14 protein-coding genes and 1 pseudogene are annotated in these 14,072 nt (G+C 56.6%); all 15 read right to left on the bottom strand.

The features are described 5' to 3' along the window. Window positions 1-29 precede the first annotated feature (29 nt). On the bottom strand, window positions 30-989 hold the full coding sequence (locus ACEW8N_RS01800) for a tol-pal system YbgF family protein (protein WP_373498077.1): 960 nt from the start codon (window positions 987-989) through the stop codon (window positions 30-32). After that, window positions 990-2,723 carry a type II secretion system ATPase GspE gene (gene gspE, locus ACEW8N_RS01795; protein ID WP_373498076.1) on the bottom strand — a complete coding sequence of 578 codons (1,734 nt, stop codon included), beginning with the start codon at window positions 2,721-2,723 and terminating at the stop codon, window positions 990-992. A 36-nt stretch (window positions 2,724-2,759) separates the two neighbouring features. Further along, a complete protein-coding gene (gspD, locus tag ACEW8N_RS01790) occupies window positions 2,760-4,781 on the bottom strand; it encodes a type II secretion system secretin GspD (RefSeq protein WP_373498075.1) in 2,022 nt (673 codons plus the stop codon). Between the two features lie 62 nt (window positions 4,782-4,843). After that, entirely contained in the window at window positions 4,844-5,740 is an 897-nt protein-coding gene (gene gspC / locus ACEW8N_RS01785) for a type II secretion system protein GspC (protein WP_373498074.1), read from the bottom strand. A gap of 21 nt (window positions 5,741-5,761) precedes the next feature. Further along, window positions 5,762-6,622 (bottom strand): type II secretion system protein GspN, encoded by an 861-nt coding sequence (gspN, locus tag ACEW8N_RS01780; RefSeq protein ID WP_373498073.1) that lies wholly within the window; start codon window positions 6,620-6,622, stop codon window positions 5,762-5,764. Between the two features lie 18 nt (window positions 6,623-6,640). After that, window positions 6,641-7,168: a type II secretion system protein GspM gene (gspM, locus tag ACEW8N_RS01775; RefSeq protein WP_373498072.1), complete on the bottom strand. Its 528-nt coding sequence runs from the start codon at window positions 7,166-7,168 to the stop codon at window positions 6,641-6,643. Next, the gene (gene gspL / locus ACEW8N_RS01770; RefSeq protein WP_373498071.1) at window positions 7,165-8,619 is read right to left on the bottom strand and encodes a type II secretion system protein GspL; all 1,455 of its coding nucleotides are present in this window, start codon (window positions 8,617-8,619) and stop codon (window positions 7,165-7,167) included. The genes gspM and gspL overlap by 4 nt, the downstream gene beginning before the upstream one ends. Continuing rightward, window positions 8,612-9,676, bottom strand: coding sequence for a general secretion pathway protein GspK (locus ACEW8N_RS01765; RefSeq protein WP_373498070.1), 1,065 nt, complete (start codon window positions 9,674-9,676; stop codon window positions 8,612-8,614). The genes gspL and ACEW8N_RS01765 overlap by 8 nt, the downstream gene beginning before the upstream one ends. A gap of 95 nt (window positions 9,677-9,771) precedes the next feature. Next, window positions 9,772-10,464, bottom strand: a complete 693-nt coding sequence (locus tag ACEW8N_RS01760; RefSeq protein ID WP_373498069.1) for a type II secretion system protein J — start codon at window positions 10,462-10,464, stop codon at window positions 9,772-9,774. Between the two features lie 4 nt (window positions 10,465-10,468). Continuing rightward, window positions 10,469-10,882 (bottom strand): prepilin-type N-terminal cleavage/methylation domain-containing protein, encoded by a 414-nt coding sequence (locus tag ACEW8N_RS01755; RefSeq protein ID WP_373498068.1) that lies wholly within the window; start codon window positions 10,880-10,882, stop codon window positions 10,469-10,471. Then, window positions 10,872-11,234 (bottom strand): hypothetical protein, encoded by a 363-nt coding sequence (locus tag ACEW8N_RS01750; RefSeq protein WP_373498226.1) that lies wholly within the window; start codon window positions 11,232-11,234, stop codon window positions 10,872-10,874. The genes ACEW8N_RS01755 and ACEW8N_RS01750 overlap by 11 nt, the downstream gene beginning before the upstream one ends. A 69-nt stretch (window positions 11,235-11,303) precedes the next feature. After that, window positions 11,304-11,423, bottom strand: a pseudogene (locus ACEW8N_RS01745) (prepilin-type N-terminal cleavage/methylation domain-containing protein); the annotation flags it as partial. Next, window positions 11,408-11,863 carry a type II secretion system major pseudopilin GspG gene (gspG, locus tag ACEW8N_RS01740; protein ID WP_373498067.1) on the bottom strand — a complete coding sequence of 152 codons (456 nt, stop codon included), beginning with the start codon at window positions 11,861-11,863 and terminating at the stop codon, window positions 11,408-11,410. The gene gspG and the pseudogene ACEW8N_RS01745, both read right to left, overlap by 16 nt. 41 nt (window positions 11,864-11,904) lie before the next feature. Beyond that, the gene (gene gspF, locus ACEW8N_RS01735; protein WP_373498066.1) at window positions 11,905-13,131 is read right to left on the bottom strand and encodes a type II secretion system inner membrane protein GspF; all 1,227 of its coding nucleotides are present in this window, start codon (window positions 13,129-13,131) and stop codon (window positions 11,905-11,907) included. A gap of 494 nt (window positions 13,132-13,625) precedes the next feature. Further along, window positions 13,626-14,072 (bottom strand): tyrosine-type recombinase/integrase (locus ACEW8N_RS01730; RefSeq protein WP_373498065.1); only part of this gene is annotated, 447 nt, incomplete at its 5' end.

The following is a 14,072-nucleotide window of genomic DNA, read 5'->3' as shown; positions in this document are numbered from 1 at the left end:
GGGTTCGTCACGGGATTCAACCATCCTGTCTAAAACGGATAGCGGAACGAAAGGGCCGCCCCTCCCGGCACCGGAGAAAGGGAGAGATCGATTTTGTGGCGCCTCCGGATTTCGGAGGTAAACCGTTCGGCTTGATCCCGGTTGTATTTGTGCGCGCTCGAAATCGATCCATAGATGCTTCCGCTGTAGAAGCCCAGCTCCACAACCGTCAGCAGCCCGCCCAATGCGGGGTTGTCGTTTTCAAAGGCCTTGTAGGCGGCAACCATCATGGCGCCGTTCAGGAGGAAGGAGACCAGGGCGTCCTGATACCTCCCGCAATAAATGTAGCCCATTCCCGGTATCACGGCGAGGATGCCGGCGGCCGCGGGGTTTTTCTGGGGAATGTCGCCGTACCCTTCCATGGCGTTGAAGAGATCGGGCAGGCGATAGGGACCTTTTTGATCCGGCGGGATCTGGCGGAAGACGAGGGCCGCCTTCTCCCAATGGCCTGCCTCCAGCAGGATCCAGCCCATCCGATAGCGGGCCTCCCCCTGAATCTGGTCGGATTCCGCCACGGCGGCGAGGTTGTTGAGGTTGTTGACGGCCTGTCCGGTCTCCCCCATCCTGACATAACATTCGCTGATCCGGAAATACGCGTCGGCCGTGATATCGGATCCGGAGACAGGGCGTCCGCCGTGCCGGTCGATGACCTGAGAAAAGGCTTCGATGGCCTGTTTTTCGTTTTTGGTGTGGACATGCGCCATGCCGATCTGATAGCGCGCCTCGGCCCCGCGGGCGTCTTCGGGGAAAAGGAAGATGAATCGCTCGTACTCTGTGACGGCCCTGTCGTAATCCCCCCTGGAAAACAGATGTCCGGCGAATTCGAACTGCCGGTCGGCATCCACTTCGATGGTCCGGGCGAAGGAGATCGGGGCGGCCAGAAACAGGAGCGTGGTTCCGAGCAGCAGGATGCGGGCGCAGGACCGGTGGCTGAAGCGGGAGACCTTCATCTACTGCTGCGTCACCCGGACGACCTCTTCGATGGTCGTGAGCCCCATGAGCACCTTCTGGATGCCGTCCTGCCGAAGGGTGATCATGCCCCTGGCATGGCTCTTGATAACATTGGAGTCAAAGGTTGTCAGGATCACGCTCTTGAGATTTTCATCCATCTCCATGATCTCCAGGATGGCGACGCGGCCCTTGTACCCGGTGTGGAAACAGTTGGGGCATCCCTTGGCCTGGTAGATGGTATGGCGGTTCAGGAGGTGTTTGTCGATCCCGATCCCTTCCAGCATGACGTCGCTCGGGGTATAGGGCTCCTTGCATTCGGGACAGAGGATGCGGACCAGGCGCTGGGCTGCGACGGCGATAACCGAGGAGGAGATCAGGAAGGGCTCCACGCCGATATCCACGAGCCGGGTGATGGCGGAGGCCGAATCATTGGTGTGGAGGGTCGAAAAGACGAGGTGTCCGGTCAGGGCCGATTGGACGGCGATATTGGCGGTTTCCCGGTCCCGGATCTCTCCCACGAGAATCACGTCGGGATCCTGCCGGACGATGGATCTGAGTCCTCTGGCAAAGGTCAGGTCGATTTTCGGGTTTACCTGGATCTGGCTGATGCCCTTGAGCTGATATTCGATAGGGTCCTCGATGGTGATAATGTTGATTTCAGGCTTGTTGATCGACGACAGCACCGCATAGAGGGTCGTGGTCTTGCCGCTGCCGGTGGGGCCCGTCACCAGGATGATGCCGTTGGGGGAGGTCATCAGTTTCTTGAGGCGCTCCAGCCGTTCGGGCGACAACCCCAGTTCCGTCAATTCGAGAAGGGAGGACGACTTGTTGAGCAGCCGCATGACGACGCGTTCTCCAAAGGCCGTCGGCAGGGTGGAGATCCGCACGTCGATGTCCTGGTCGCCGATCTTCACCTGAAGGCGTCCGTCCTGGGGAAGCCGTTTCTCGGCGATGTTCATGTTCGACATGACCTTTATCCTGGAGATCAATGCCGCCTGGATGCCCTTGGGCGGGGTCAGCAGGTCGTAGAGGATCCCGTCGACCCGGTAGCGGATCTTGAAGCTGTCCTGATAGGGTTCGATGTGGATGTCGCTGGCGCGGGCCTTCGCGGCCTGGGAAATGACATGGTTCACCAGCTTGATGATGGGGGCGTCGCTGGTGTCGTCCAGAAGGTCGGCGGTATCCTCGATCTCCGAGAGGATCAGGGACTCGTTTTCCTCCATGTCCTGAACGAGCTGCTCGGCGGAATCCCGGCTCAGGTCATAGGAGATGTTGATGGCGGACAGGATGGCTTCCCGGGTGGACAGCACCAGCGTCACGTTCTCCATCCCGATGATACGGATAAGATCATCTACGGGCTGAAATTGCGTTGGATCATTTACGGCGATGATCATGGCGGGAGAATGTTCGGGGTTATGGTCGCCGGTGCTCCCGGGAGGCGTTCCGGGCATTTCGTTTTCCAGCGGCACCATGAGGTATTTTTTCAGGAACTGGATGGGGATGGTCTGGAGGACCAGACTCCGGGTGCTGCCGACGGGAAGCTGCTGCAGTACCGGAAGGCTGTAAACGTCGGAAAGGATTTCCAGCCACTGGTTTTCGGTCAGCATTTTTTTTTTAATGAGGATATCCCCGATGCTGCCGCCCTTTTCCAACTGAATCAGGCGCACCTCTCCAAGGACTTCTTTGGTGAGGCCCGTCTTCTCTTGTAAGATATCAACGAGTGTTTTCTGCATCGGTCGTCCCGCGGAACGCCCCGTCGCGTTGAACCGTCAGGGCTTGTCGAACAGTTCGGGAAGCGAGGGTACGGTATCGTAGGTATCCTTGTTTTTTTCGTAGTAAAGTTTGATGCCGCCTTCCTCATCCACGGCACTGGCCTCTTTCTGCTTCTTCTCTAAGATGAGGGCCGCCTCCTCCTGATTTTTCACGACATGGGGGGTGAGAAAGATGAAGAGGTTCGTTTTTTCCCGGCCCCGGTTCATGGATTTGAAGGCCCATCCCAGGCCCGGGACGTCTCCGAGGCAGGGGATTTTGCTCTCGGATTCCGAAAAAGTGTCGTCGATCAGGCCGCCGATCACGATGGTGTTCTTGTCATTGACGATGACGGTGGTATTGACCTCCCGTTTGAAGGTGGTGGGCCGCTCGTCGTCCGAGGTGTTGGCCGCCTGGTCCAGCTTGGTCAGGGTCTGTTCGATTTTCAGCCGGATGAGCCGGTCCTTGCTGATCTGGGGCGTTACCTTGAGGGTGATGCCCACATCCCGGTACTCATAGGTGTTGTAGGTTTCAGAGGTGGCGGTGGTGCCCGTTTTGGTCTGGTAGGGGATGTTCTTGCCGACGTTGATGAAGGCCTCCTCGTTGTCGGTGGTCAGCAGTTGCGGGGTCGACAGGATGTGGATGGATCCGTCCCTTCGGTAGAACTGGGCCACGGCACCGATATTCTGAAACTTCAGGCCGCCGATTTCGATGATCTCTCCGAAAACGCCCATGGTGAACCCCTGGGGAAGCCCTACGGTGCCCGCCGCGGCTGCGCCGGCGATGCCGCCCAGAATGGAATAGGGGGTATCCCCGCCGCCGCTCCATCCGCCGCCGACCCAGGCGTCCTTGTCGCTTCCGTACTCGACCTTGCCGCCGCCGATCCACTCGGTGCCGACGCCGAATCCCTTGGTGACGTCGACCTCCATGATGAGGGCCTCGATATAGACCATGGCCCGCGGGATATCCAGGCTCTTGATGATCTCCTCGATGGCCCCGTATTCATCTTTGCCCGCAGAGATGATGAGGCTGTTGGTCGGCTTGTCGGAGGTGATCTTGACACTGTCGGAAACGATCGGGCTTTCCTTTTTTTTCCCGTCATCTCCGGTGCTTCCCGATTTGCCCGACAGCGACTGAAGGGTTTTGGCGAGATCCTCGGCGGTGGCATGCTCCAGGTAATAGACGTGAATCCCCTCATTCCCGCGGGGGAGATCCTTGTCCAGGCGGCTGATGAGGCGTTTGATTTTAACGGTTTCGTCCTCGCTCGAAAGAATGATCACCGCGTTGGTGCGCTCATCCGCGACAAATTTGGCGGTGTCTTCGGGAACCCCCGGCCTTTTGGCGGTTTTCTGGGCCTGGAAGACGGTGGACAGGGTCTTCACCATTTTTTCGGCGTCGGCGTTGGTCAGCGGCACCACCGAGATCTCCTGCCCCACGCCCTCGACGTCAATGGTCTTGAGGATGTCGACCAGGCGAATGATGTTGGAGTGGACATCCGTGATGATGAGGGTATTGGTGGGGGGGTAGGCCAGAATGACGCTGCTTTTGGACACCAGAGGCGCCAGCAATCGCTTGATATCCTCCGGGTCCGCGTATCTCAGGGGGATCAACTGGGTCACGACCTTGTCGTCGGGCGCGCGCATATCGTCGCGGAACAGGGTCTCGATATCCCGGGTTCGGGCGTCGGGGGAGGGGATGATCTTGGTGACCTCTCCGGATGTTACGGTGGTGAACCCATGGACCTCCAGGACCGACTCGAAAACCTTATCGGCCTCCTTCACGGAAATCTTCGAAGGGGAAATGATGGTGACCTTTCCCTTGACCCGGCGGTCGACGATGAAATTCCGATGGGTCAGCTCGCTGATGAACTTGATGAAGACGTTGATATCCACGTCATTGAAATCGATCGAGACAAACCGTTCCTTGCCGTTTCCATTCTCATCCTGTGCATGAACGACCGTCGCTACTACCAGAAACAATAATGCCAGGCCGAAAGCGCAGATCAGAATCAATCGCCTGTTAAGAGTGCCGTAGGATTTCATGGTCAACCTGTTGTGCTCCCGTTCCTGTTGTCATGGCGCTTGGGCGGAGCGTCTCCTGAAGGTTATTCGATAGTGTATTCAATCTGTTTCGGCATGCCTCTTCGCCGGATTTGAAGGTTCACGTTGGAAGAGGATTTCAGTTGGTTGTAAAATTTGAGGGCGTCGTCGACGGATTCGATGGCCTGGCCGTCTACCCCGGTGATGATGTCCCCGCTTCGGAGCCCGAGCTGAGAGAAAATGGAGTCCCGTCTGATCCGGGAGATGGTGAGGCCGTCGGGTTTTCCGTTTCTGAAATGGGGCCGGATTTTGGCCTGGTCCATCAAGCCGTTGATGTCGCCCATGGCTTCGTTGACGGTCTGGCGGCTCAGGGAAAGCCGCTGCTGGGAGTCTTCTGTCGCATCGCCGGAAACGGGAGGGAACGGAAGGGATGGCGCGGGCAGCGATCTTCCTGCGGGAAGTTCACCGGAACCGGTTTTTTCCATGGCCAGGACCTCGTCCTTACCGCCCACCGTGAGGACCACCTTTTCCCGCATGATGCGCTTGACGGTGGCGCCCATGATCGAATCGTTTTCCCGGTAGAGATTCTGGATTCGCTTCTGCTGATCCTCGATGACGGCGTAAGTTTTTTCGCCTTCCCCGCTCACGGTTCCCCAGAGCTTCAGGTTGAGTTCCGTCTCCTTCAGTTCGGAAACGTCGGCCGGAGGTTTGGTCTCCGCAGATCCCGATGCAGCGGGGTCAGCGGTCTTGAAGATGTTTCGCTTCCCGATGGCGTCATAGTCGCCTATCGGGCGGGCCGGGGCGGATGCCTGCCAGGGTTCCGGCGCTGTCTGGGAGCGCTGGATCTGGATGACATCCATTTTGGAGGCCACCCCCTTGTAGAAGATGTTGACGCCGAGATAGACCACCATCGTCATAAAAACGAGGTTTATTATAACCGTGAGGGGTTTTTCAGCCGGCATGATATCTTGGATCGCTCCTTGTTACCGTAATAAAAATTCTGGCGCTTCTATAGTGCCTTTGACGGCAAACGGGAAGGAATTATTGCCGCCGCGATTCTGAAACAACGCGGCGAGCGGACTCCCCAGGTCTGAAATGAACGAGGGGTGCGGCCTGACGGAGCCGGTCATGTCGAGCACGCTCTTTTCGAAAGGCGCTCTTATCTGGATTGTTCCGGAGAGGTCTCCGTTGACCTGGCTCCCCTTCGCCGTCAGGCTTTCAATGCGAAGGGCCGTCCCGCCGCCAGCCGCCAACTTGGCATTTGCCTCTGAAAAAGTCAATTCTTTCAAGTTTACGCCTGGAATTCCCAGATCGACCCGGAACCGCGACGCCGACAGATCCGCCGTCAGCCGGGTTCCGCCATCGGCTTTTTCATAATCGATCGTTCCAGAGAGGGTTCCGGCGATGTTGCGGCCCGACAGGCGCTGAAGCGCCGCCATGGCTTTCATCTGAATATCGGCCAGATCCGCATGCAGGGACGATAGGGTCCTGTTGGAATCGAGGGTGATCCTGCCCGTCATGCGGCCTTCATAACCTTCCCCTCTGACGGAGAATGCGGGGGACGCGCCGAAGGCCGTCCGAATTTCCGGCATGATTTTGACATATTCAAGGGCCAGTTCCAGGGGGCCGCCCTCGGAATAGGAAACCGGGGATGCCTTGACGCCCGGAGGAAAGGCGGGGGCGACGCGGCCGATGGTGAGGGTCGCGCTGGGCCGTTGCTTCTGGATGGCGGCGGTCAGATACGCCTCGATGGCCTCGGAGGGAAAGAGGTAATAGAGGAAACAGGATGCGACAGCCAGTGTATACAGGCTGTAAAATAACCACTTTTTGGGTATTCTGGTCATAAACGTGAACGTTATCCCTTAAGCCTCGAAGGTTTCAACCTGAATGATGGCGTCGATCAGCCCTTCCTTCCCGGTCTTGGTGATGGAGATTCGCCTGATGAAGACCATGTTTTTGGAGGTCTCCACCATATGAACGTAGGGGGTCAACTGGGTGATGCTGATCCCCTCAAGCTTGAGTTCCACCATGGACAGGGGATAGGGGCTGTTTTTCGGCCGTGATTTGGAGGGCTTCATGTAGGCGATGTTGTCCTTGACCCCCGCCTCGCCGGCCAGTTGATCCAAAAAGGAAAACAGGGTGAATCCCTGGGGCCGGGCGGAAAAATTCTGTTTGAAGCGCTCGTTTTCTCCTTTCAGGGACTCATACTCCAACTTCATCGACTGCATCTCCGAAAGGATGGTCTGTTTCTGGAGAAGCGTGGCATCAAGACGGGTCCGTCGCTCTGTGATCGGGGTGATGATAAATTCCACGGCGACGAATATGAAAACACATGCCGCGGCGGCGATGACGGCAAGTCTTTCGCGTCGGTTGAGCCGGCTGAGGATCATAGGTCCACCTTCATTTTAAACTGAACCCGGTTTTCATTCTGGTCTTTGTTCGTGGAGTTGATGGTTACCTTCTTAAATATGGGAATTTTTTCCAGGTGTGTCTGGATATCGTCGACGGAATTGAAGTTTTCCGTGTTTCCGGAGATGAGGATATCCTCAGGGTTGATGACCATTCGGGTGAATTCAACATCGATTTCGTCTGGAACATTTTTGCTGATCTCGTCGAGAATGTTGATCGTCAGAATGCGCGCGTTCGAATCCCCGGGGATGAAGGTTTCGTTTCGGAGCGAATCCATTGCGATTTTCATCTGATGAACCGGGTCGACAACCCGCTGAATCTCGGGAAAGGTCGACCGGAAAATAGACGTTATTTCCCGGTCGATCCGGTCGATCCGGCGATTCAGCGCCCGGCTCTCGATGAAGATGTCGAGTCCCGCCAGGCAGAGGAGGATCGCGGCAAACACCCCCAACCGCATCAGATGGTTCCGGTATGCGGCCCAGTTGCGCCTGGAGGCGAATTGGCCCTTTCGGAAATTCAGGCGGGGTTTCCCCTCGATCTGGGCAATCGCCAGGGCCAGGGCGTTGTCCATCTCGTCGGGTTTCCATTCCTGTTCCGAGGCGATCTTGATTTTTCCCCCGGCGCACCGGAGAAGGTCGGACCGGGATACCGGAAACGCCAGGGCCTTTTCCAGGGTGCCTGTCAACTCTTCGCCCCTGCCGTTCAATCCCTGTCCGGTTAAGAATGCTTTTTGCGGTTCAAGGGGCTCTGCGGATAGATTTCCAAAGGCCAGAAGGGTCTGCCGTATTTTGGCTTCGATGCCGGTGTCCCCTTTTCCCGACCGGAACGACGGTAAGGATCGAATCAGGCGGACCTGTCCGGAGGCGATAAAAAAGAGCGTATCCCGATGCGAGCCGATGTCGACAAGAATCCAGTCGTCGGGAGGGGACGCGAAACGGTTCAGGCAGACCGCCGTCGAATATCCGCTCGGGATAAGGATTTGGGGATCGATGCCCACGCCGGCAAAGGCGTCGAGGTAGGTTTCGATGGTTGATTTCTGGGCCGCAACGGCGATGAGGTCGGTCGCGCCCCCCAGTCCGGCGTGCGGGAGGGTCTGGAAATCGATCACCAGGTTTTCCAGGGGGAACGGTACGATGGGCTCCAGCTCAAAGGGAAGGATCTGGTCGATTTTTTTTTCACCCGTGAAGGGAACCCGGAGATTTCTGAAGGAGATCTCATCGGCCGGGATGGAGGCGATGCAGTAGGCCTGAGCCGTGTCCATGCCGGCCTGGACGGCTTCCATCGCGGACCTGAGACCGGCGGCGGGATCTCCGGTATCCGGTATGGGGACGCGAAGGCATCCCTCGATCTGGGTTTCCCGGAGACTGCTGGTGACAAGCACCGCGGATACACTGTCATATCGGACATCGAGCCCGAGGAATTTTCTACTCATATGTTCCTACCTGCCAGCGGAGGATCCTGCAGGTCCACTTTCCGGTCTTCTTTTCCTGCTCACGTTGGATAACAGCCGTCACGGTCTCCTGGATGTCATTCATCTGGGCGTTGGCCTGGATGCGGAAGACATCGCTGGAATTCCGGATGAGCTTGGGATCGATGGTGAAATCGCTCGGGATTTCCGGGACGTTTTTGTACCAGCCGTCTCCCGACAGATCATGCACAAAGGTCTCTCCGTCCTTTTCATTGCGATAGTCAAAGATCGCTTGGGCGTAGTCTGTGTTTTCGGACGGCATCATGGCGATGAGCACGGGCAGATCTGCGGTGTTGATGTTGATGCTTCCTTCATAGGAGAAATCTTTTCCGTCGACCTCCTGTGGTACCTGGGTCATTCCGTAGACGGTCACGTAAGGCTCCAGGCCCGCAGGGCCCGTCCCCCGGAAAAGCTCCGGGATGATCCCCTTGACCCGGGACAGTTCATTGATGTCCATGAACGGGCCGTTGGCGGGCATGTATGGTGGATCAAGCCCTTGGTAATATTCCGCCTCCGCGCCGTTCAGGCCGGTGGTGGCGTCGTCGTCGCCGGAGTCGAGCCAGTCCTTGACCGAATTGATGATCGCCGTTGCCTCCACATCCTTGAAGGTTTCTTCGTCCTGGGCGATCAGGAGGCGGGTGAAGCGGTCCCACATGATCTTCTGAGACTCGTTGAAATGCCGCCCCTTGGGAAAATCGATCAGCGCATTGACTTGAATTTTCCCGAGTTCATCGATGATGGTGACGCCGATCTGTCCGGCATCAAACGGAATATCCGCGATCACCTCAGCGATTTTTTCCGGATTGGCCCAGTCTTCCTGGAGGGAGTCGACGGGGGATTCGCTCTTGTCCTTGATGAGCATGGCCATGGCCGCATGAATTCCCGAGGAAGCCATCAGGGTGAGGGTCAGGCGGTCCCTGGTCGCCGCGGTGTCAACGACCGCCGCCCGCACCCGGCGGTTGAGTTCAAGCCCTCCGGCAATGAGAACGGTGATGATCGACAGGGTGACCAGGAGGGCCATGCCCCCCTCGGTGCCAATTCCGCGGGCTGCCGCCGGACCCGACGCCCCGGGGCAGCGGGGTCGCCCGCCTGGGCCCATCTTTGCGGAAAAGGGCGTCATTCGCGCGGCTCCCTGACAATGGGAAAATTTACCATTGTTTCGAAAAAAAAGGAACCGGAATCATCGCCGATCTCAACCTTGATTCTTACCGCTGCAGGGGTGGCATATTTGAACTCCTGCGATTCGGAGTCCCAGGTTTCGTGTTCGGTCCCCTCGGTGTCGTAATACAGAAATTTCAGGGATTTCAGGCGTTCGATCAAGATCGGGTCATTGCCGGGCTCCTCCATGTCGGGGTACGGGGGCAGGTGATCCGCGCGTTTCAGTACGTAGCGATTCTCTTCCGTCGGCTCGACATAATAAACGATCTGGGCGATGCCGCCCGTGCGGTCCGTTCCCATGGGCATGTGGGCGAAGGAGGCGAATCGGAGCCTGGCAAAGTCACCCTCGGCAAGGGCGCCCTGATCGCCTGCAATCCGATAGGGGTCGGGCGGACTGTCCCCCTTGGGGGGATAATAGCCGGGATATCTCGCCACGCATGCAGAGGTGATGTCGACAACCATCCGGTCCAGGCTCCCGCTGACCATTTCGAAGGCCTCCATACCGGAATTGAGGGCTTCGGTCGTCGAAAAGACGGCACGGTAGGAGCCGAAAATGGTCGTGACGATCACGCTGAAGATAAACGCTGCGATCAGAATCTCGAACAGCGTGAAACCGCTTTCACGCCCCCGGACCTTGAAGACGCCGATCATTTTGCTATCCCTTGTCCGGCATCAGTCGGTAAGTCCTGACGCGATAGGTCGACTCATTTTCGTTCAATGAAATGACGAGGTCGATTTTTTTCAGGTTTTCCGCCGTCTCTCCCAGATATTCCGATTCCGTGTCCTCGATCGTCACCTCCCAGGCATAGCCGGGGAAGTCCGGGCCGAAATCCCCGCTCCCGGAATCCCGGCCCTCCGGGTCCGTATCTATGGCCGAAAGCCGAATCTGGGCCAAAAGCGGCGCTATCGTGTAAAACCTCACGGCACCGTTCATCGATATGGTCTGGGCGTGAAGCCGATAGACGGCGAGCAGCACAATGGCCATGATGGCCATGGCCGCGACGACCTCGATGAGGGTGAACCCCGGGGGAATGCCCGCCGCGGCGGGTGACGGATGCTTACTTTTCAAAATCCACATAGGTGTCGTAAACCTTGATATTCGCCAGGAACGGCTCGATGAGCAGGGAGATCTGTTCGTCTTCGTTCGCCCGGATGTGAATGACCGCCCTGTCCGAATACCCTTTAGGATAGAAACGAACATCGGCCTGCTCCTGTCCGCTTTTCCTGCCGTCGGGAAATGCAACATCCGCTATCGTCATATGATCCGGGAATTCGTATCTCCCCTTGCTTGCGTTCTCGATGTCTTCCTCCGTCATGGATTCATCGCTCACCCACATGGCGCCCTGGCCCGGATCAATGTGGAGGATGTAGGTTTTTCTGTGCTTGACGGCATCCTGTCGGAGGTTTTTAACGGTATGCATAACCCATCTCACCGCTTTCTGAGTGCTGTCCTGAAGGAATTCCCCCTGAAACCGCGGCATCGAAAAGAAAAGAAGGATGCTGATCAGGGCAAGGACCACAATCAGCTCGATGAGCGTGAACCCCGCGACTGCCCGCAGCGCACCCCCACGGCGTACCGGCTCCGGAGCAGGCGCTATTCGAGGTCCCAATTGTTGACATCCTTGTTCTCCCCCTCGCCGTCGGGGACGCCGTCCGCCCCGTAGGAGGTAATGTCATATTCTCCGTTGACGCCGGGGCTCAGATAGATGAAGTCGTTTCCCCACGGGTCTTTGGGGACCTTCCCTTTTTCCAGGTATCCGCCGCTTTTCCAGTTTTTCGGGACGTTGCCGGTCTCGGGCGGTTCGACCAGCGCCTGCAGGCCCTGCTCGGTGGTCGGGTAGGCGCCGTTGTCCAGTTTGTAGAGTTTCAGGGCGGTTTCGAGGCTTTCGATTTGAATCTTGGCCTTCATTTGCTTCGCTTCGCCCGGGCGGCTCATGATTCTCGGGACAATCAGTCCGGCGAGGACGCCCAGGATGACGATGACGACCATGAGTTCAATCAGGGTGAATCCTTTGATCCTATTTTCCTTTGTAAATAAATCTCGGTTCATTCTCTCTCCATTGGGCGCATGTTCGGTTCTGGAATCCGTTTCTACCGGATCAATTCATTCATTTCAAAAATCGGCAGGCATATCGACAGGACGATGAACCCGACGATCACGGCCATGAACAGGATCATGAGCGGCTCCAGGAGGGAGGTCAGGCTCATGATGGTGGTCTCGACCTCGGTTTCATAAACATCGGCAACCTTGTTCAGCATCGCCTCCAACTCGCCGCTCTGCTCGCCGACCATGACCATCTGGATGGAAAGCCCCGGGAAAAGGTCGCTGGCCGCAAGGGACGGTCCAAGCCCCTGGCCCTTGCCCACATCTTCCGCGGATTGCGATATGGCCCGGGACAGCAGGGCGTTCCCGACGATGTTCTGGACGATGCCCAGGGCCGACAGCATGGTGACACCGTTCTCGAGAAGCGATCCCATGGTCCGTGCGAATCGGGCAACTGCCAGTTTTTTGATCAGCACGCCGATGCCGGGCGTCTTGAGAAGCGCCTTGTCCCAGTGATACCGGCCCTTTTCAGTTTTTCTGACCTGTGAAATGCCGATGGCCGCCCCGACGCCAAGAATGATCAGGACCCACCAGAACGATTTGAAAAAACTGCTGATGCTGATCAGGATCCGGGTGGGCGCCGGCAGGGCTTTGCCCATGTCGGAAAAGATCGAGGCGATGCTCGGCACGATGAAGGTCAGCAAAAAGAACAGGACCAGTGTCCCGATCAGCGCCATCAGGATCGGATACGCCAGGGCGGATTTGATCCGGCCGTTCAGCGCCTGCTGCTTTTCGGTGATATCGGCAAGCCGGTCCAGAACGATTTCAAGGGTGCCCGAGGACTCTCCGGCGCGGACCATGTTGATGTAGACCGGGGAAAAAATGCCCGAATACCCGGAAAGGGCCGCGGCGAAGCTGTTCCCCTCCACGATGGCGTCTTTGATCTGGGCGAGGACCCGCTTGAACCCGTGGGACTTGGTGTACGGTATCAGGGTATCCAGTGCCGAAACCAGCGGAAAACCGGCCCCGACAAGGGTCGCCAGCTGGCGGGTCATCATGGATATCTCGGACGGCTTGATCCGGATGAACGGCCTGGAAAAGCCGGTGAACCAGGAGGACTTCTGCACGGAGGTCTTATGGGTTTCCTTGATGGAGACGGGATAGATTTTGGAGCCCCGGAGTTTTTGACGGGCGGATTGAGCACTTTCGGCGTCGATGATACCTGAAACCGTTTTGCCTCGGGTATTCAGGGCGGTATATTCATATACAGGCATTGTTGCTTATCCTCAAAGAACGGTGACGCCCGGGATGCCGCTGTGATTCCAACTGAAAAGCCGTCTAAGATTGAGATCATCCTGAAACAGGCATGCAAAGCACGTCTGATCGCCGGTCATGTTTCCGATCGGTGCCTCTTGAGCATTTTGGATGTCGAAGAACCGAAACGTGGAATTTGTCAAACGATATGTCAAATTGAATGGCCCTATCATATCCGCATTGAAGAGGCTTTTCAAGGAATTTTATCACCATCCGCGTCGAGGCCCCATGCCGGACAAAGGGTTGATGGACAATCGCTTTGATGATATCACTCTTTCCGGAAAAAGAGGAATTGCACAAAAAAAAGGGGCCGCATACGCGACCCCCTGTTTAACGGATGTGCTGCTGGTCGGGGCGAGAGGATTTGAACCTCCAACTCCCTGCTCCCAAAGCAGGTGCTATGTTATATAACCATCTTAAATAGTTTATTTTATTATAACAGGATTATGCCATTTTAGTTATTGCGAGAGGATTTTAGCTCAGAAGCACTCGCAAATCCACTCGCAGAAAATAATCCCTCAATGCCGTCCATTGCAGCTCTCTGACCTTCCCCGATACTGTGTAAATAAATTTCAGTGGTGTTCAGTGACCGATGTCTTAAAAGTTTTGAAATTGTCATCAAGGATATTTTTTGTTTATCAGCCAAAAATGAAGCCATAAAGTGCCGGATGCTATGAAACCCAATATAAGGGATGCCTGCACGCTTACAGAGTCCCTTCATAAATTTTGGCCTTCGGTTGTAACGGTCATTCGTTTTGTCGTTAAAGAAAACCCAGTCGTTTTGTGTTCTTGAAGTCCATCTACGCCAAAGAACATTGAAAAGATCCGTGTTTATTGGCATGGCATCAGGCTCTAAGTTTCCATCTTTCCGTTTTCGGGTCCATAATGTAACTACCCGCTG

The sequence above is a fragment of the Desulfococcus sp. genome, assembly GCF_041737845.1.
GTDB lineage: Bacteria > Desulfobacterota > Desulfobacteria > Desulfobacterales > Desulfococcaceae > Desulfococcus.
This window is presented reverse-complemented; position numbering and strand designations above follow the sequence as displayed.